Source organism: Streptomyces sp. NPDC001351, assembly GCF_042896045.1.
Taxonomy (GTDB): domain Bacteria; phylum Actinomycetota; class Actinomycetes; order Streptomycetales; family Streptomycetaceae; genus Streptomyces.
This window is the reverse complement of record NZ_JBIAWS010000001.1, coordinates 296,763-314,039: the sequence shown is the minus strand read 5'-3', so window position 1 is coordinate 314,039 and position 17,277 is coordinate 296,763. Positions and strand designations below refer to the sequence as shown.

Sequence of the window (17,277 nt, the reverse complement as noted above, 5' to 3'; positions counted from 1 at the left end):
TTCGTCGTGGCTTGTCGCGCAGTTCCCCGCGCCCCTATGGGGGCGCTGCAGCACGCCCCAGGCTCAAGGACCCCTCCTTTCGACGGTCCCTTGCCCTCTTCCGGGCCTTCCGGCGTGAGCAGGACGACCCCGAGTCCTGCTACGAATTGCTTGCTCGTGACGCCGCCGATCAGGTCGAGGCCTACGACGGGCCTGTCGTCGGCCGCACCGTCGTGGACGTCGGCGGCGGTGGCGGGTACTTCACCGAGGAGTTCCGTAACCGAGGCGCCCATGCCTACCTCTTCGAGCCGGATGTGAAGGAACTCGGGGAGAAGCCGCCCAGCGGGGCCGTGATCGCCGACGGGTATCTGTTGCCCCTGCGGGACGGCGCCGCGGATGTGACCTTCTCCTCCAATGTGCTGGAGCATGTCGCCGATCCGCAGACGTTCCTGAGTGAGCTCGCCCGAGTCACGCGGCCCGGTGGGCTGATCTATGTGTCGTTCACCAACTGGCTGTCGCCGTGGGGCGGTCACGAGTGGGCGCCGTGGCACTACTTCGGTGCCGAACGGGCCCGCACCCGCTACCGGCGGCGCACCGGAAAGCCCGCCAAGCACACCCTCGGCGAGAACCTCTTCGCCGTGCACATCGGCGCCACCCTGCGGCAGGTGCGCGCCCGCGACGACGTCACGGTCGTCTCGGCGCGCTCCCGCTACTGGCCCTTCCTCGCGGAGACCGTCGTGAAAGCGCCGGGGATACGTGAGGTGGCCACCTGGAACCTTCTCCTCATCCTCCGGCGGTGTCCCCCATGACGACCACGGTCCAGGCCCCTCCTCCGGCAGCCGTCCACACCACCGCGGCCACCTCGGGCCCGCCGGAGGGCCCGCGGTCGCGGCGCTGGCTGGTGGGGTTCTGGGCCGTGGCGTTTCTGCTGTTCCTGGTGGTGCACCCGGGGCGGCAGACCTTCGACACCAAGCTGGGTGTCACGGTCGACCCGGGTGCCTTCTTCTCCGGTCTGGGGCAGCTGTGGCACGACCAGGGCAGCTTCGGCGGTATCCAGGACCAGTACGCCGGCTATCTGTGGCCGATGCTGCCGTTCTACTGGCTGTGCCACGCGATCGGTCTGCCCGTGTGGCTGGCGGAGCGGCTGTGGCTGTCGTTGATCGTGTCCGTCGCCTTCTGGGGGGCGCTGCGGCTGGCCGAGCGGTTGCGGGTGGGCAGCAGTGGGGCGCGGCTGCTCGCGGGGGTCGCGTATGCGCTGTGGCCCGTCTTCACCATCGTCGTCGGGTCGACGTCCGCGGCCGCGCTGCCGGGTGCTTTTCTGCCGTGGGTGCTGCTGCCGCTGACGAACGAGCGGTACAGCGCCCGCATCGCCGCCCTGCGCTCGGCGCTGGTCGTCCCCTTCATGGGCGGCGTCAACGGCGCCTCCACGCTGGCCTCGCTGCTGCCGGTCGGGCTGTATCTGCTCTCCCGCCCGCCCGGGCCGCGGCAGCGCAAACTGATCGCCTGGTGGGTGCCTGGCGTGATCGTGGCGACCGCCTGGTGGTGGATACCGCTGCTGATGCTCGGCGTCTACGGCGAGAACTTCCTTCCGTACGTGGAGACTTCGCAGACCACCACGGCCACCGTGTCGGCGACGGAGGCCCTGCGGGGGGCCGGCAACTGGGTCGCCTATCTGCACTTCGGGCAGGCCTGGCTGCCGGCCGGGTGGACGGTCGCCGCGTCGGTGATCGTCGTCGTGTGTTCGGCGCTCGCCGCCGGGCTCGGTCTCGCGGGCCTCGCGAGACGGGACATGCCCGAGCGGCGATGGCTGGTGCTGACCGTGATCTCCACGGCTCTGGTGCTGCTCGCCGGGTACGGCGGCGCGTTCGGCGCTCCCTTCCACGGGGTCGTGCAGGACTGGCTGAACGGCGGGCTCGTTCCCTTCCGGAACATCTACAAGTTCCAGACCGGACTGGCTCTGGCGCTGGTGCTGGGGCTCGCGCATGTGGTGGGGATCGCGGCCGAGCCGCGGGGTGCCCGGCCGGTGCGCGGGCGCCGGTTCGCACCGCTGGTCGCCGCGGTGCTGATCCTGCCGGGGCTGCTGTGGCCGTATCTCAACGGCTCGATCCTCAACCCGGGGTCCTTCCAGGAACTGCCCACGTACTGGAAGACCACGGCCGGTTGGCTGGAGAAGTACTCCCCCGACTCCCGTGCCCTCGTCGTCCCGGCCACCTCGCACGGCATCTACACCTGGGGCTCCCCCATCGACCAGCCCCTCGACGTCCTCGCCAAGTCCCGCTGGGCACAGAGGGATTACGTCCCCTTCGGCACCCCCGGCAACCGGCGCGCCATGGACGCGGTGGAGGACGCGCTGGCCTCCGGGAGCGACGTCCCGGGGCTGGCCGACTACTTGAGCCGGGCGGGGATCTATTACGTCGTCGTACGCAACGACCTCGATCCCGACCAGATCGGCTCCGTGCCGACCACGACGGTGAAGCGGACCCTGGAGCAGTCGGGGTACGTCCGGGTGACCGGGTTCGGGCCGGTCATGACCGGCGGCCGGATCGCCCATGACGCTCCGCTGCAGGTGGAGGGGCTGTACCCGCGGCAGCGGGCGGTCGAGATCTACGAGCCCACGGACAAGGACGTCCCGCGACCGGGCCAGGCCCATCTGCTGCCCGTCTCCGACACCGCGGTCGTCTCCGGCGGGCCCGAGGCGCTGCTGCCGCTCGCCTCCGAGCTGCGCGGCCGTGCGACCGTGCTGACCGGCGACAACCACCCAGGGCTCGGCTCCCCGCCGCTGCAGGTGGTCGGCGACGGGCTGCGGCGCGCGGACACCCGGTTCGGGCTGGTCAGCGGCAACACCTCGTACACGTACACCAGTTCCGAGCGGAACGCGCCGGACGCCGTACAGGACGCGGGGAAGCAACCGCACCAGATCCTGCCGGCCAAGGGGCCGGGCCACCAGACGGTGGCCCAGCTGCGCGGCGCCCGCTCGGTGACGGCGTCCTCCAGCGGCAACTGGCTCTTCCACCTCCCGCAGTACGACCCGGTGAACGCCTTCGACGGCAACCCGGACACGGCCTGGGCGGAGGGCGCACCCGGCTCGGCGGACGGGCAGTGGCTGCGCATCGGCTTCACCGACTCCTACGACATGCCGTCCTCCTTCAAGGTGACCCCGCTGCCGCAGCAGAGCGTGCGGTCGGCGGCGACGAAGGTGCGGGTGGAGACCGAGAAGGGGACCAGGACCAGTTTCCTGCGGCCGAACGGACAGACGCAGAGCATCAAGGCACCTGCGGGCGCGACGAGTTGGATGAAGTTGACGATCGTCGACTCGGTGGAGCGCCGCTCGGGTCTGACGGGGGCGGGCTTCTCCGAGATCGCCCTCCCGCACATCCAGGTGACCCGGCTGCTGCGGCTGCCCACCGACGCGGACGACTCCGACGCCGCCGCCACCCTCATCTCCCTGCACCGCACCCCCGACCCCACCGGCCTCTCCGCGACCGGCACCGAGGCCGGCCTGCACCGGCGCTTCACCACGCCCACGGCGGGGACGTACGAGGTGAAGGCGGGCGCCGTGCCGGTCAGCGGCGAGGCACTGGACAAGCTGCTGTACGAGGTCGCGCCGGACCAGCAGAACCGCATCGTCGCCACCGCCGACTCCACTGCGGCCCTCGGCGCGGGCCTGTCGGCGCGCAACCTCACCGACGGCGATCTGACCACGGCATGGATCGCGGGCGACCGGCCGACGATCCATCTGAGCTGGAGCGGCAAACAGCCGGTGGGCGAGATCGTGCTGGCGCCCGCGGGCGGACTGTCCACCCGTCCCACGCAGGTGGACATCAGCTCCCCCGACGGCGCGACCATCGCCGGCGTCGACGAGAACGGCGTGGCCCGCTTCGACCCGATCACCACCGACCACCTCGACATCACGATCACGCAGACGGCGCCCCTGACCCTGCACAACCCCGTCGCCGACGAGGACCTGCAGCTCCCGGTGGGCCTGAGTGAGGCCTACATCCCCGCGCTCGACCAGTACCGCACCCCGCAGCCCAGCAGCTCCCGCACCTTCTCGCTGCCGTGCGGACAGGGGCCGGACGTCGCGGTGGACGGCAAGCTGTACCAGACCAGCGCGAAGGGGACGGTCCGGGACCTGACGGAGCGCAGGACGGTCGAGGTGACGCTCTGCCAGCAGGGCCGTGACGACGGCGAGGTGGAGCTCTCCGCCGGCGCCCATCGCGTCGAGGCGGGGGACGCCGGACCGCTCACTCTCACCGACGTGACCCTGACCCGCGGCACGGTCACCGAACCCACCGCCACAGAACGCCAGTTGACGATACGGGACTGGCTGGGCGATCGCCGCGAGGTGACGGTCGGCTCCGGGGCGGCCACCTATCTGACGACGTACGAGAACTACAACGACGGCTGGAAGGCCACCCTGGGCGGCAAGGAACTGACCCCGGTCCGCCTCGACGGCTGGCAGCAGGGCTGGCGGATCCCGGCCGGGGCGGGCGGCACCGTCAAGCTGTCGTACGAGCCCGCGACGACCTACGAGGGCGGGCTGATCGGCGGCGCGGTGGGCCTGGCGGCCCTGGTCGGACTGGTCGTCTGGCGCCGCCGCGCGCCGAACCCCGACCTGCCGCAGCCGGCACCGCCGCTCCCCGGGCTGTGGCTCGGCACGGTGGCGCTGACAGTGGTGGGCGTGCTGATCGCCGGATGGTTCGCGCTGCTGGTGCCGGCGCTGGCGCTGCTGGCGCACCGGCGGCACGCGCTGCTCGTGCCGGTCGCGTTCGTCGCCCTCGCGGGGGCCGGGATCGCGGCGGCCACGGGGGCCGGGGAGCCCGTGGGCGCGGGCGAGGGCGCCTTCGGCCACACGGCCCAACTGCTCGCGCTGATCGGACTGTTCGCGGGTGTGGTGAGTGTGCGGGAGCCCGACGAGGGGCCGGGGTCCACGGCGGTGCTGCCGCCGGTACCCGGCTCCGAGGCACCCACCCGGCCACTCCCGCAACGGCGCCGGGGAGCGAACGGGCCGGCACCCGAGGGCGAGACCCCACCGCCCCCGCCCCCCGCCGCCGGGCCGACCGTCTCGGCACGCGGACCCGGCGGGCCCGATCCCGACCCGCCGACCGCGCGGATCCAGTTCCGCAAACCGACGTTCCGGCCGACTCCGCCCGAGCAGCCGGAAGCCCCCAGGGGGAGGGACGATTCCACGTGACCGCACTCCAACACCCCGCCCGCGCCGAAGGCCCGGCGGCCCCACCGCCGGCCCGCATCCCCTTCCCCGTCGTCGACGAGGTCGCCCGGCACTGCCTCCAGGAGGAGGAACCGGAAACGGTCCACATCGAGGTCCACCTACCGGGCCGCCTGGACCGCGACCGCCTCCGCACAGCCTTCACGGAGGCCCTCCACCGCCACCCCCGCATCCTGATGCGCGAGGCCTCGGGCCGCTGGTACCGGCGCCGCTACGAGTGGGAACTGACGGCTGCCCCGGACACAGATGTGGTGACCTTCCCCCCAACGGGCCCATCCGCACTACGGGACGCCCGAACACGGGCCCTGACGACGGCACCACCGCTGACGTTGTCGCCGCCGATACGGCTGGAGGTGGTGGAGGGGGCGGGGCCGGCGGAGGGCAGCGAGGCGTCGGACACAGTCGGCGTAGCTGCGGGCAATCGTGCCGCCAAGGCGGCTCCCGACCCAAAGAGAGCGGCGCCCGGCACGCGCCGGCAAGCGACCCCGCCCCCCGCCAGCGACAACGCCGGCACCGGACAAGGAACGGGAACGGGAACGGTGCTGTTCTTGACCATCAACCACACAGCCCTGGACGGCCCCGCCTGCCTCCGAGTCCTGGCCACCGCGGCCGAGATCTACAGCGGCAAGGACAACTCCCCCGCCGCACCCCCCACACGCTCACCCGGCAGGACCCCGCAGGACGCCGTCGACACCCCGTCCAATTGGTCCCCACCCGCCAGGGTGGCCCAAGGCACCCCCGAGCCCTCCCCCGGCAACGGCCTGCTCGTCACCGAGCTCCCCCTCCCGCACCGCCCCAAGGGCTCCCCCTACACGGTCAACGACCAGCTCATGGTCACCACAGCCCTCACCATCGCGCACTGGAACAGAGAACACGGCGCGTCCCCCCGCCCCCTCCGCATCACCATGCCCGTGGACGACCGCCCCCGTGACGCCAGCATGCCCATAGGCAACGGCACCCGTCTGGTCGAAGTCCCCTTCTCCCCGGAGGAGTTGGCCGCCCACGACTCCACCGCCATGCCCGCCCTGGTGCGCCGCACGGCAACCCGCACACGCGCTCTCAAATCCCTCCCCCGCCCCCAACTCGGCCACGGCGCGGCCCTCCTCACCGCCCCCGTCACCCCCGTGTCCTGGCGCGCCGCCCTCACCCGGGGCCTACGCAAAGCAGCCGCGCCCTGGACGTCGACGACACTCCTCAGCAACATCGGCCGCATCCCCTACCCCCTGGACTTCGGCGAGGAGGCGGGCCGCGCGCACGCGGTCTGGTTCTCGGCGCCGGCCCGGATGCCCCGCGGCCTCACCGTCACCACCGCCTCCACCGCGGGCCGACTCCACCTCGCCCTGCGCTGGTCCCGCGCCTTGCTCAGCCACGGCGACGGCGCCCACCTCCGCGATCTGTTCGAGCACTATCTGCACTCCACGGAGGTGACCCCGTGAACGCGACGACCACCCCCGTGCACCGCCCCGAGCTGCGTGACTTCTACGAGGACCCCGCCGTCCCCGTCGCTTCCGGCGCCCCCCGCAGCCTCCGCCAGGCCCGGATGCTGGCCGCCGCGCTCGGCCCGGCGGCCCGGGGCACCCCCCGCACCATCCTCGACATCGGCTGCGGCGACGGCACCGCGGCCGCCACCGCGGCCCCGCTGCTCACCGGCCACCGCATCATCGGCGTCGACTGGTCCCAGGACGCCCTGAAACGGGCCCGCACCCACCTGTCGTACGCCATCCGCGGTGAACTCACCGACGGCGGGCTCCCGTTCAAGGCCGCCTCCGCCGACGCCGTGCTGTTCAGCGAGGTGATCGAGCACCTCGTCGACCCGGACGCCGCCCTCGACGAGATCCGCCGCATCCTGCGCCCGGGCGGCCACCTGATGCTCTCCACCCCGAACCTGGCCGCCTGGTACAACCGCGCCCTGCTGCTGGCGGGCGTACAGCCCGTCTTCTCCGAGGTGAGCCTGCGGGCGATCCACGGCAGGCCGGGCACGGAGGTGGTGGGACACCTGCGGCTGTACACCGCCCGTGCGCTACGGGAGTTCGTCGCCGCGTCCGGCTTCGAGATCGTGGACGTCAAAGGCGCCCCCTTCCACGGCGTGCCCCGCCCCCTGCGCCTCCTCGACCGCCTGGCCTGCTCCAGACCCTCGCTCGCCTCGATCCTTCTCCTGCACGCGCGCAAGAAAAAGACGTAGAGGGGGCACGTCATGTGGTGGGGAGTGGCCGCGGCACTGATGGCGAACACCCTGTACAGCCTCGGTTTCGTCCTGGAGAAACGGGCGCTCACCTCGCTGCCCGAGGTGACGATCCGCAACCCCGCCCGGCTGCTGAGACTGGTGCTGGGCAGCCCGTTGTGGATCGGCGGCTCCCTCGCCCTCGCCTCCGGTTTCGGCGCACAGCTCGTCGTGTACCGGACGCTGCCGATCGCCGCCGCCCAGGGCATCTTCGTCTCCGGTCTGGTGCTCCTCGTCCTGCTCTCCGCCCGGCTGCTGGGCGAGGAGACGACCGGACGGGAACGGTATGCGCTCGGTGCGATCCTCGCCGCGCTGCTGATGGTCGTGCTCTCCCTCAAGGAGGGCTCGGACACGGTCAGCCGCAGCGCCCCGTACCAGCTGATCCTGCTGGTGTGCGTGCCGTCGCTGGCGGGCGGTGTGTGGCTGTACGGCGCCGCGGAGCGACGCACCCGCCACCGCCACCGCGCACCGACGACGGGTGTGGAGTACGGGGTGGCCGTCGGGCTGCTGTACGGGGTCAGTTCGCTCGCCATCAAGGGTGTGTCGAGCTATCTGACGTCGAGCGGGCTGGGCGGTGCGGTGGCCGGCCTGCTCAAGTCCCCGTATCCGTATCTCCTCCTCTTCACCGGCGCGTTCGGTCTGGTGATGTCGCAGGCCGCGCTGCAGCGCTGCCGGGCCTCGCTGATCGTGCCGGTGTGCACGACGGTGACCTGCCTGTACACGGCCGTGCTCGGCACCCTGTCCTTCGGCGAGGCGCTCCCGCACGACCCGCTGCGGCTCGCCCTGCGTCTCGCGGGGACGGTCCTCGCCGTCTCCGTGCTGCTGGCCATGCCCAAACACGATCAGCCCGCACCGGAGACGCCTCCCCAACCCCCCATCGCCACCAAGGAGTTGACCCCTCCATGAACCCCGACGACCCGCTGCTGCGGATCCTGGCGTGCCCGCTCGACAAGGGCCCGCTGCACCTCGTGCGGCCGGACGGCCCGACCGTCCCCGAGGCCCTGTACAACCCGCGCCTGCACCGCCGTTACCCGATCGTCGACGGCATCCCGCAGCTGCTGCCGTCGTCCGGGGAGCAGGTGTCGGACGACGAGCACGAGGCCTTGCTCAAGCGGATGGCCCAGTGACCGTGACCCCGCCCCGCACCCTGGCCGCCCGATTGGCCCCCCTCCTGCCCGTCCGCATGGTGGCAGCCGCCGCCCGCGCGGTCTATCCGCGCTTCGAGCCCGAGCTGGCCCGGCTCGCCGACCTGTGCCCACCCGGCTGCGGCACCGCCGTGGACGTCGGAGGCTGGTACGGCCCCTGGACCCGGCGCCTGGCCGGCCGCGCCCGCCGGGTGGTGACCGTCGAACCGGTCCCCCACCTGGCCCGCCTGCTCACCTCCGCCGCCCCGCCGAACGTCCGTGTCGTCCAGGCCGCCGCCTCCGACCGCCCCGGCACCGCCCGCCTCTGGCTCCCGCCGGACGACGCGGGCGACCGGGGCGTGTCCTCGCTGGTCCGCCGCGACATCCACGCCCGGGCCCTGCACGTCCCCTGCGTCACCCTCGACGAACTCGGCCTGCGGGACGTCGGCTTCATCAAGATCGACGTGGACGGCAACGAGCTCGCGGTGCTGCGCGGCGCCACGGGCCTGCTGGCCCGGGACCGCCCGGCCCTCTTCGTCGAGCTGGAGTCCCGGATCCAGCCGATCGCCCCCGTCGTCACCTATCTCTCCCTGCTCCGCTACGACGGCTGGGTCCTGCCCGGCTCGTCCTGGGTGCCGCTCGCGAAGTTCCCCTTGGAGGCCCATCAGGCAGCCGCCTCGCACGTCGTCGCCCAGGGCCTGCTGGGCCGCGTCCTGCCCTTCCGCAGGCACACCCGCTACGTCAACTCGGTCCTGTTCCTCCCGGACGGCCGCCGTCCGGGCGCCGACGCGGTGGGCCACCATGGTTCCCATGCCGTCCGCCAAGCGCCCCGCTAGCCACCCCTTCACCCCTCTCGACTTCCAGCTGGTCCTGCTGCGCCGCATGGCCGACCACAACCCGGACCTGGTGGAGGACGCCCGCCGCGCACTGGGCGTCTCCATCGCCGACATGAGGGAGGCAAACAAGCGCTGGCAGGCCATGCTGCATTCGCCACGTTCCCGCGCCGCCGTCTCCCGGTACCGCTCGATCCTGGGCGCCCCCGAGTCGACGATCACCCGGAAGGTCGGCGACCTGGACTGCGAGGCCCTGCTCTGGCCGGTCCCCCTCTGGCCCGACCTGCGCTTCGAGGTACTCCTCGCCCCGAACGGCGCCGTCTGGAACGAATGGCTGATCCGCGCCCCGGGCACCCCCGGCCCAACCCTGCGCACCCTCGACGACCTCACCCCCTGGTCCTGCACGGTCGACGAGGTGGCCCGCGCCTTCGCCCCCGCCCGGCCGCTGGAGGGCACGGCGCCCACACGGTGGGGCCTGGCGTTCACGGCGCCGGACGGGGCGGGGGTGCGGCGGGAGGTGGCCGCCGAGTTCACCTGGGGGTTGTTGCAGCGGGTGGCGGTCAGCTGAGCAGCTCATCCGGCGGTACGGGGGAAGGTCTCGGCCCGGCACATACGTCACCTCGGGCCCTGAGTCCCGGCGAGGTCAGGCGAAGGACCAGCCACTCCACCGCTCGACCCGAACGGCGACTGCGGGGCCCCCGGGAGGCGAGTCCTTGTACTGCTCGTACTTGCCGCACAGCGACTCCACCGCGCGGCACCGCTCCTGACCGTCCTCCAGCGCTTCGCCACGACCGTCGGCGCGAGCCCACCACAACGTCGACCAGTCCTCGTCATAGTGGTCCACCAGCAAGGCCACCGACGGGTTCTCCCGGATGTTGCGCAGGCGCCGAAGGTCCCACGTGCTCTTCGGCTTGTGGTCGACCGCGAAATAGAGGACGTCGTCGAGGACCACGAAGGTAACGGGGACCGCGTGGGGCACCCCGGAGGCGTCGGCTGTCGCCAGGCTGGCGACAGCCGAGGCGGCAAAGCGTTCCCGGGCGACGAGCGGCGAAAGCTTCATGTGTCCCACCGTATCGAGGCCCCGGTGGATGCGAGTTCCCCTCCATCGGGGCTGGGTTGCCGCAAGGCTTCCATCCCTTACAAAGAGTTCGATGCAAAGAACCTGTTGCAACGAACCCTTTGCAAGGGTACTTTTGTGCGCATGAACGAGCCCCAGGACCCACAGGTCCGCAGTCTCGACGCCCGCTCCCTGCGCGGGCTCGCACACCCCCTGCGCATGCAGTTGCTGGACGCCCTGCGCTTCGGCGGTCCGGCCACCGCGTCCCAACTCGCTGAAAAACTGGGCGAGTCGAGCGGGGCCACCAGCTATCACCTGAGACAGCTCGCGGCCCACGGCTTCATCGAGGACGCCCCGGAGCGTGGAAAGGGGCGGGAGCGGTGGTGGAAGGCGGTCCACAAGGGCCTGCGCTTCGACGACGCACTGCTCACCGATGCCAACCCGGACGTACGCGGGGCTGCCGACATGTACCTCCACGAGGTCGCGACCGCCCAGACCCGGGACCTGTCGACCTGGCTCGGCAACCGCCAGGCATGGCCCGAGGAGTGGAACCGCACCTGGGACATGAGCAGCGCGACGCTGCGGCTGACGCCCGAACTCACCCAGGAACTCATCGAGAAGATGCACGCGCTCGTCGAGACCTATCGCGACCGGGCCGCAGACAAGGACGACTCCAACACGGCCCAGGTACGCATTCACACACACGCGTTCCCGCTCACCACCGAATGAGAGGCCGCAGCCCGATGCACCCCGAGACGCACCTCGCCCTGCACCACGCCCGCGCCGCCGAACTCCGCGCCGAAGCCGACGCATACCGTCTCACCGTCGCGACCCGGCGCCGTCGGGACCTGCGTACCCGGCTGGGCTGGACCCTTGTGGAGGTAGGCCTGCGGCTGGCGGCCGCGCCCAGGACGGCGGCCGCCGTGCCCTAGTCGTTCCGTCCGGGGAGGCTCGCCGGGATCGGCCAGGCTGCGCACACGCACGGCCCTAGCGACCAGCCTCCGCCACGATCGCCCCCACCACGACGGACACCGACCCGGGATGCAGACCGAGGAACAGATTCGGCTCGACCAGCTCCAGCTCCATCAGCCGCGGCTCCCCGTCCGCCCCGTCGACCAGGTCCACGCGCGCGTACAGCAGCTCGGGCGCATCCGGTACGGCGGCCAACGCGCGCTCGGCGACCGCGAGTTCGGCCGGTGTCGGGGTCCACGGGACCAGGTCCGGGTGGGCCACCTTGGTGGCGTCGTACGCCGTGCCCGGCGCCAGTACGGCGCCCTTGCGGCTGGCGTGCAGGAAGCGGCCGCCGTAGAACTGCAGGGCCCGCTCGCCGCTGACGTCGATACCGGACAGATACGGCTGGACCATCGCGGTCAGCCCCTCCTCGTGCATGCGCGCGAGGTGCCGTACGGCCGTGTCGTGGTCGTCCGGCGTGTAGCGGGCGGCGTACCGGGCGCCCGCGCCCGAGGTCGGCTTGATGACGTACTCGTGGTCGTCGGGGAGGCCGGGGGCGTCGCCGGGTGCGAGGTAGCGGGTGGGGACCACGGGTACTCCGGCATCCGCCAGGTCTCCGAGGTACCGCTTGTCGGTGTTCCAGCGCACGACCTCCGCCGGGTTGGCCAGCCGGGTGACCTGAGCGCACTTCTCCGCCCACGCCACGAATTCCTCCGCCCGCCAGCTGTAGTCCCAGGTCGACCGGATGACGACGAGGTCGAAGCCGCTCCAGTCGGTGTCGGGGTCGTCCCACGGGACGGCGACGGCCTCGGCTCCGGCGTCCCGCAGAGCCCGCACCAGCACGGGCAGGTCGCGGTCCTTGCTCGGCTGGGAGCCGGGGTCGTAGGTGGCGAGTGCGACTCGGGGCACGGCGGACTCCAGTTCATACGTCATACGGCGGTGGATCGCTTCGCAGGCTAACCGTGGTCCCCGCAACCGAAGCAACCGGATTGACCTTCCCCTTCGGTGAAGCCGCAGCATCGGTGACAGGAACACGGGGAGGACTGCCGGATGCGCAGGGACATGCTCACGATCGGTGCCTTCGCACGGGCCTGCCGGCTCTCGCCGAAGGCCCTTCGCCTCTACGACGAGCTGGAGCTGCTGCGCCCCGCCCGGGTCGACCCGCACACCGGCTACCGCTACTACGCGGTCGGGCAGCTGGAGCAGGCCCGGCTGGTGGCGTGGCTGCGGCGGCTGGGCATGCCGCTGGCCCGGATCCGGGAGGTGTGCGCCCTCGAACCGGCGGCCGCCGCCCGGGAGATCCGCGCGTACTGGGCGCGGGTGGAGGCCGAGACGGCGGTACGGCGGGATCTCGCCGCGTTCCTCGTGGATCACCTGACGGAACAGGAACAGTCGAGGAAGGACACCACCATGCTGGAACTGCGGTACTTCGCCCACTCCGACCGCGGCCGGGTGCGGCCCGCCAACCAGGACACGGCGTATGCGGGCACGCGGCTGCTCGCCGTCGCCGACGGGTTCGGGCCGGCCGGTGCGCCCGCGAGCAGCGCGGCCGTCGAGGCGCTCAGGTTCCTCGACACGGAGGAGGTGCCGGCGGGCGGTGTCCTCAACCTCCTGGAGGACGCCGTGCGGGGCGCGACCGAGGCGGTCCGGGACGCGACGGACGACCCCGACGCCAACGGCACGACCCTCACCGCCCTGCTCTGGACGGGCTCCCGCCTCGCCCTCGTCCACATCGGCGACTCCCGCGCCTACCTCCTGCGCGACGGGGAGCTCTTCCGTATCACTCATGACCACACGGTGGTCCAGTCGCTGATCGACGAGGGCCGACTGACCGAGGAGGAGGCCACGGCCCATCCGCAGCGGACCCTCCTGCTCAAGGCCCTCGGCACCGGCACCCCGGACCTGCGCCTGCACGACGCCGCCCCCGGCGACCGCTATCTCGTGTGCTCCGACGGTCTGCCGACCGTGCTCCCCGACGCCCGTATACGGGAACTCCTCACCACCGGGGCCCCGGACGTGGCCGTAAGGGCCCTGGTGGACGCGGCGAACGAGGCCGGGGGCCCGGACAATGTGAGCTGCGTGGTGGCGGACGTGGTGCGGGAGGCCTCCTGATCGTCGGCGGCGGGGCGGCGGCTGGTGTAGGAACGGGGGTGTCGTTCCTGCCCTGACGGATGGAGTGCCTCGCGTGTCCTCTCTCTTTCCCGCCCTTCAGAGCCCGAGCGAGCGGGTGGCTCTGCGCTTCGGCGACCGGTCCCTGACGTACGCCGAGCTCGCCGCCGCGACCGGTGCCCTGGCGGTCCGGCTCCCGCCCGGCGGACGGGTCGCGATCTGGGCCACGCCGGCGCTGGAGACCGCGGTGGCCGTGGTGGCGGCGCTGCGGGCGGGGGCGGCCGCCGTACCGCTCAACCCGAAGTCGGGCGAGAAGGAGCTCGGGCACATCCTGTCCGACAGTGCGCCCAGCGTGGTGCTCGCGGCGCCCGGTGACGAACTACCAGCCCCCGTAAGGGACTTGGAGCGCGCCGATGTCGACGTGACCGGCACCGGGAGCACCGCCCTCGCCGTCCTGATCGACGACGAGGACCCCGCCCTGATCGTCTACACCTCCGGCACCACCGGCCCGCCCAAGGGTGCCGTCCTGCCCCGCCGGGCCATCGCCACCACCCTGGACGCGCTCGCCGACGCCTGGCAGTGGACCAGTGACGACGTGCTCGTGCACGGGCTGCCGCTGTTCCATGTGCACGGCCTTGTGCTGGGCATCCTGGGCCCGCTGAGGCGCGGCGGATCCGTGCGCCACCTGGGGCGGTTCACCACGGAGGGCGTGGCGCGCGAGCTGAACGAGGGCGCGACCATGCTGTTCGGGGTGCCGACGATGTACCACCGGATCGCCGGGGCCCTGTCCGAGGAGCCGGAGCTGGCGAAGGCCCTCGGGTGGGCCCGGCTGCTGGTCTCCGGTTCCGCCGCCCTCCCGGTCCACGACCACGAGCGCATCGCGGCCGCGACCGGACGGCGGGTCATCGAGCGGTACGGCATGACGGAGACCCTGATGAACACCAGCGTGCGGGCGGACGGCGAACCGCGCGCGGGCACGGTGGGCGTACCGCTGCCGGGTGTCGAGCTGCGGCTCGTGGAGGAGGACGGGACGGCGATCACGTCGTACGACGGCGAGACCGTCGGCGAGATCCAGGTGCGCGGCCCGAACCTGTTCACCGAGTATCTGAACCGGCCCGACGCCACGGCCGCCGCGTTCACCGCCGACGGGTTCTTCCGGACGGGCGACATGGCCGTCCGCGAGTCCGACGGGTACGTGCGCATCGTCGGCCGCAAGGCCACCGACCTGATCAAGAGCGGGGGTTACAAGATCGGGGCCGGTGAGATCGAGAACGCCCTCCTGGAGCACGCGGGGGTGCGGGAGGCGGCGGTCACCGGCGAGCCGGATGCGGATCTGGGCGAGCGGATCGTGGCATGGGTGGTGCCGGTGGATCCTCAATCACCGCCCGGCGCAGAGGAGTTGGCGGACCATGTGGCGGGCCGCCTCGCCCCGCACAAGCGCCCACGCGTGGTCCACTATCTGGAGAGCCTCCCCCGCAACGACATGGGGAAGATCATGAAGCGGGCACTGCACCGTGCCTGAGCCCCGTCTCTCCTCCCGCGAGATCCTCGCGCTCGTCGCCGACCCCTCGACCTTCACCGAACTCCCGTACCCGGCAAGGGACTCCCGCCCCGACGGCCCCCTCGCCTGGCAGGGCTACGACGCCTCGCGCGCCCGCGCGGTCGAACGCACCGGCGAGACGGAGTCGGTCGTGTGCGGCACCGCCCGGGTCGCGGGCACGCAGGCGGTGCTGATCGCCTTCGAGTTCGGCTTCCTCGGCGGCTCGCTCGGTGAGCGGACCGGCGACCGCCTGGAGGCCGCCTACGGCCACGCCCGCGCACACCACCTCCCGGTCGTGCCGCTGGTCGCCACGGGCGGCAGCCGCATGCAGGAGGGGATGCTCGCCCTCACCCAACTCCAGCGCGTGGCCCGCCAGTCGGCACTCACCCGGGAGGCCGGACTGCCCCAGATCGCCGTCCTCAGGGATCCGACGACCGGCGGCGGCTGGGCCACCCTCGGCGCGGGCGCGGACGTGACCCTCGCCCTGCCCGGCGCCCAGGTCGGCTTCGCGGGCTCCCGGGTACGACCGGCGGACGCGGACCCGTCGGCGTATACGGCGGAGGCGCAGGTGGCGGCCGGGGCGGCGGACGCGGTGGTGCCCGTGGCAGACCTGCGGGAGACACTGGGGCTATGGCTCCGCCTGCTTTCGAGCCCGACGGCGCGGGAAGCGCCCCAAGGGGGCGCGGGGCCGTATCGATCAGCGGCTCCGCCGCGATGGGGGTCCCCCCGCTCATGGGGGTCCCCCCGCTCATGGGGGTCCCCCCGCTCATGGGGGTCCCCCCGCTCGAGCGAAGCCGAGAGTGGGGGAGAAGCCGAGAGTGGGGGAGCGACCAGCCACCACGGCGCCGCAGACGCCATACCACCCAACCCGGCACCACCAGCAGCGCCGCCCCCCTCCGCCCTCGGCGCCCAGGAATTGCCCACCACCGGCTGGAACGCAGTCCAACGCACCCGCTCTCCCCAACGCCCCCGCGCCCACGCCTACTTGGACGCCTACTTCACCCACCGCGCAGCGATCCACGGCGACCGCTGCGGCGGCACCGACACAGCGGGCATGCTCTGCGGCTTCGGCGAGCACGCGGGCCGCACCATCGCCTACGCCGCCCAAACCGGCACCCCCACCCGCCCGGCGGGCTACCGCACCGCCACCCGCCTGGTCCGCCTCGCGGACCGTCTCGGCATACCGGTGCTGACCCTCGTGGACACCCCGGGCGCGGCCAACGACGCGGAGGCGGAGCGGCAGGGCGCGGGCGCCGCGATCGCGGAACTGTTCGGCGCGGTCGCGGCCGCCCGTGTCCCGGTCACCACGCTCGTCATCGGCGAGGGCGGCTCCGGCGGCGCGCTCGCGCTGGCCGCGGCGGGCAACACCTGGGCCACACCGGACAGTTACTTCTCGGTGATCGCACCGGAGCTCGCCGCCGCGATCCTCAAACGGCCGGCGCAGGAGGTCGAGGCCACGGCCGACCAGCTGCGCATCCGGCCGCAGGACCTGGTGGAGCTGGGCGTGATCCGGGGCATCGTCGGCCCCTGACCGGCAGCCCGTCCCCCGCAGAACCCGGGACATCGCCAAGCACCGTCGGCAACAATGAAGTTCGGCGAGATCACACGGCACACGGGGGAGCGAGCGGCACCATGGACGGGTTGATGGAGTTCAGGACCGAGGACGGTGCCCGGGTCGTCGTGGAGGGCGTGGAGAGCGAGACCGGCCACCGGCTCGTCTCCCGCGGCGGCGGTCCCGTCCAGGCCGCGCGGACCTTCGAGGGCGCCCTGGACGGGGTGCGGGCGGCTGCCGAGTCGGCGCTCAGGGTGTTCCGGGACGGCTCGCTCAGGCCCGACACCGTGGAGCTCGAGTTCGGGGTGAAGCTCAGCGCGGAGACGGGCGCGGTCATCGCGAAGGGCGCCGCGGAGGGGCATCTGGTGGTGAAGCTCAGCTGGTCACCGGAGCAGTCCCGGCCCACTCCGGAACCTCCGCGGCCGGCTGCCGCGGACTCCGGCCGGTCTTGAGCACGGCTGCCTGGCAGAACACGGAACGTCGTCTACGTCCTGCCCGGCGGCGAGCTGAGCCTCCGCCGCACGCCGAGGGCTCCTACGAGGTCGACCTCACCGTCCGGCATGCCGCCCGCACGGCCCTCCTGCACAATCCGGTCGCGTACATCCGTGGCGGCGGGCCGACAGACGTCCTCGACCGCCTCCTCGCCCACCTCACCGCCGCAGCAACCCCCAGCGGCGAACA

At 72.6% G+C, this 17,277-nt stretch carries 16 protein-coding genes; 14 read left to right on the top strand and 2 right to left on the bottom strand.

The window, feature by feature from the left end; translation table 11 throughout:
- Positions 1 to 11: 11 nt before the first annotated feature.
- Genes ACFY1U_RS01365 through ACFY1U_RS01330 form a run of 8 tightly spaced genes read left to right on the top strand, consistent with a single transcriptional unit; the run spans position 12 to position 9,955 of the window.
- Positions 12 to 788, top strand: a complete 777-nt coding sequence (locus ACFY1U_RS01365) for a class I SAM-dependent methyltransferase (RefSeq protein WP_390692089.1) — start codon at positions 12 to 14, stop codon at positions 786 to 788.
- Positions 785 to 5,173, top strand: coding sequence for an alpha-(1->3)-arabinofuranosyltransferase family protein (locus tag ACFY1U_RS01360; RefSeq protein WP_390692088.1), 4,389 nt, complete (start codon positions 785 to 787; stop codon positions 5,171 to 5,173). The genes ACFY1U_RS01365 and ACFY1U_RS01360 overlap by 4 nt, the downstream gene beginning before the upstream one ends.
- Positions 5,170 to 6,645 carry a condensation protein gene (locus ACFY1U_RS01355; RefSeq protein WP_390692087.1) on the top strand — a complete coding sequence of 492 codons (1,476 nt, stop codon included), beginning with the start codon at positions 5,170 to 5,172 and terminating at the stop codon, positions 6,643 to 6,645. The genes ACFY1U_RS01360 and ACFY1U_RS01355 overlap by 4 nt, the downstream gene beginning before the upstream one ends.
- Positions 6,642 to 7,391: a methyltransferase domain-containing protein gene (locus ACFY1U_RS01350; protein ID WP_390692086.1), complete on the top strand. Its 750-nt coding sequence runs from the start codon at positions 6,642 to 6,644 to the stop codon at positions 7,389 to 7,391. Before ACFY1U_RS01355 ends, ACFY1U_RS01350 begins: the two co-directional genes overlap by 4 nt.
- Before the next feature lie 24 nt (positions 7,392 to 7,415).
- Positions 7,416 to 8,336, top strand: a complete 921-nt coding sequence (locus tag ACFY1U_RS01345) for a hypothetical protein (RefSeq protein ID WP_390692819.1) — start codon at positions 7,416 to 7,418, stop codon at positions 8,334 to 8,336.
- Positions 8,333 to 8,557, top strand: coding sequence for a Trm112 family protein (locus ACFY1U_RS01340; protein ID WP_390692085.1), 225 nt, complete (start codon positions 8,333 to 8,335; stop codon positions 8,555 to 8,557). Before ACFY1U_RS01345 ends, ACFY1U_RS01340 begins: the two co-directional genes overlap by 4 nt.
- A 56-nt stretch (positions 8,558 to 8,613) precedes the next feature.
- A complete protein-coding gene (locus tag ACFY1U_RS01335; RefSeq protein WP_390692818.1) occupies positions 8,614 to 9,390 on the top strand; it encodes an FkbM family methyltransferase in 777 nt (258 codons plus the stop codon).
- The gene (locus tag ACFY1U_RS01330; protein ID WP_390692084.1) at positions 9,356 to 9,955 is read left to right on the top strand and encodes a hypothetical protein; all 600 of its coding nucleotides are present in this window, start codon (positions 9,356 to 9,358) and stop codon (positions 9,953 to 9,955) included. Before ACFY1U_RS01335 ends, ACFY1U_RS01330 begins: the two co-directional genes overlap by 35 nt.
- 75 nt (positions 9,956 to 10,030) lie before the next feature.
- Here the strand turns inward: ACFY1U_RS01330 and ACFY1U_RS01325 are convergent, their stop codons facing one another.
- The gene (locus tag ACFY1U_RS01325; RefSeq protein ID WP_390692083.1) at positions 10,031 to 10,447 is read right to left on the bottom strand and encodes a TIGR03668 family PPOX class F420-dependent oxidoreductase; all 417 of its coding nucleotides are present in this window, start codon (positions 10,445 to 10,447) and stop codon (positions 10,031 to 10,033) included.
- Between the two features lie 141 nt (positions 10,448 to 10,588).
- On the opposite strand from ACFY1U_RS01325, the gene ACFY1U_RS01320 reads away from it, so the two are divergent.
- On the top strand, positions 10,589 to 11,173 hold the full coding sequence (locus ACFY1U_RS01320) for an ArsR/SmtB family transcription factor (protein WP_390692082.1): 585 nt from the start codon (positions 10,589 to 10,591) through the stop codon (positions 11,171 to 11,173).
- A gap of 14 nt (positions 11,174 to 11,187) precedes the next feature.
- Positions 11,188 to 11,376 carry a hypothetical protein gene (locus tag ACFY1U_RS01315; protein WP_390692081.1) on the top strand — a complete coding sequence of 63 codons (189 nt, stop codon included), beginning with the start codon at positions 11,188 to 11,190 and terminating at the stop codon, positions 11,374 to 11,376.
- 55 nt (positions 11,377 to 11,431) lie between these two features.
- Here the strand turns inward: ACFY1U_RS01315 and ACFY1U_RS01310 are convergent, their stop codons facing one another.
- Positions 11,432 to 12,304 carry a RimK family alpha-L-glutamate ligase gene (locus ACFY1U_RS01310; RefSeq protein WP_390692817.1) on the bottom strand — a complete coding sequence of 291 codons (873 nt, stop codon included), beginning with the start codon at positions 12,302 to 12,304 and terminating at the stop codon, positions 11,432 to 11,434.
- Positions 12,305 to 12,445: 141 nt separating this feature from the next.
- Between ACFY1U_RS01310 and ACFY1U_RS01305 the strand changes: the two genes are divergently transcribed.
- From ACFY1U_RS01305 to ACFY1U_RS01290, 4 genes are all read left to right on the top strand, one after another.
- The gene (locus ACFY1U_RS01305; RefSeq protein ID WP_390692080.1) at positions 12,446 to 13,507 is read left to right on the top strand and encodes a MerR family transcriptional regulator; all 1,062 of its coding nucleotides are present in this window, start codon (positions 12,446 to 12,448) and stop codon (positions 13,505 to 13,507) included.
- Between the two features lie 73 nt (positions 13,508 to 13,580).
- The gene (locus ACFY1U_RS01300) at positions 13,581 to 15,026 is read left to right on the top strand and encodes an acyl-CoA synthetase (protein WP_390692079.1); all 1,446 of its coding nucleotides are present in this window, start codon (positions 13,581 to 13,583) and stop codon (positions 15,024 to 15,026) included.
- Complete coding sequence (locus ACFY1U_RS01295) at positions 15,019 to 16,575, top strand: carboxyl transferase domain-containing protein (RefSeq protein ID WP_390692078.1); 1,557 nt, start codon at positions 15,019 to 15,021, stop codon at positions 16,573 to 16,575. The genes ACFY1U_RS01300 and ACFY1U_RS01295 overlap by 8 nt, the downstream gene beginning before the upstream one ends.
- A 101-nt stretch (positions 16,576 to 16,676) precedes the next feature.
- Complete coding sequence (locus ACFY1U_RS01290; RefSeq protein ID WP_390692077.1) at positions 16,677 to 17,048, top strand: CU044_2847 family protein; 372 nt, start codon at positions 16,677 to 16,679, stop codon at positions 17,046 to 17,048.
- Positions 17,049 to 17,277 lie beyond the last annotated feature (229 nt).

Bases quoted from the DNA above. Each gene is read 5' to 3' on its own strand.
- ACFY1U_RS01305 (WP_390692080.1), top strand. From the start codon at position 12,446: ATGCGCAGGGACATGCTCACGATCGGTGCCTTCGCACGGGCCTGCCGG.
- ACFY1U_RS01335 (WP_390692818.1), top strand. From the start codon at position 8,614: ATGGTGGCAGCCGCCGCCCGCGCGGTCTATCCGCGCTTCGAGCCCGAG.
- ACFY1U_RS01290 (WP_390692077.1), top strand. From the start codon at position 16,677: ATGGACGGGTTGATGGAGTTCAGGACCGAGGACGGTGCCCGGGTCGTC.
- ACFY1U_RS01315 (WP_390692081.1), top strand. From the start codon at position 11,188: ATGCACCCCGAGACGCACCTCGCCCTGCACCACGCCCGCGCCGCCGAA.
- ACFY1U_RS01340 (WP_390692085.1), top strand. From the start codon at position 8,333: ATGAACCCCGACGACCCGCTGCTGCGGATCCTGGCGTGCCCGCTCGAC.
- ACFY1U_RS01360 (WP_390692088.1), top strand. From the start codon at position 785: ATGACGACCACGGTCCAGGCCCCTCCTCCGGCAGCCGTCCACACCACC.
- ACFY1U_RS01325 (WP_390692083.1), bottom strand. From the start codon at position 10,447: ATGAAGCTTTCGCCGCTCGTCGCCCGGGAACGCTTTGCCGCCTCGGCT.
- ACFY1U_RS01330 (WP_390692084.1), top strand. From the start codon at position 9,356: ATGGTTCCCATGCCGTCCGCCAAGCGCCCCGCTAGCCACCCCTTCACC.
- ACFY1U_RS01320 (WP_390692082.1), top strand. From the start codon at position 10,589: ATGAACGAGCCCCAGGACCCACAGGTCCGCAGTCTCGACGCCCGCTCC.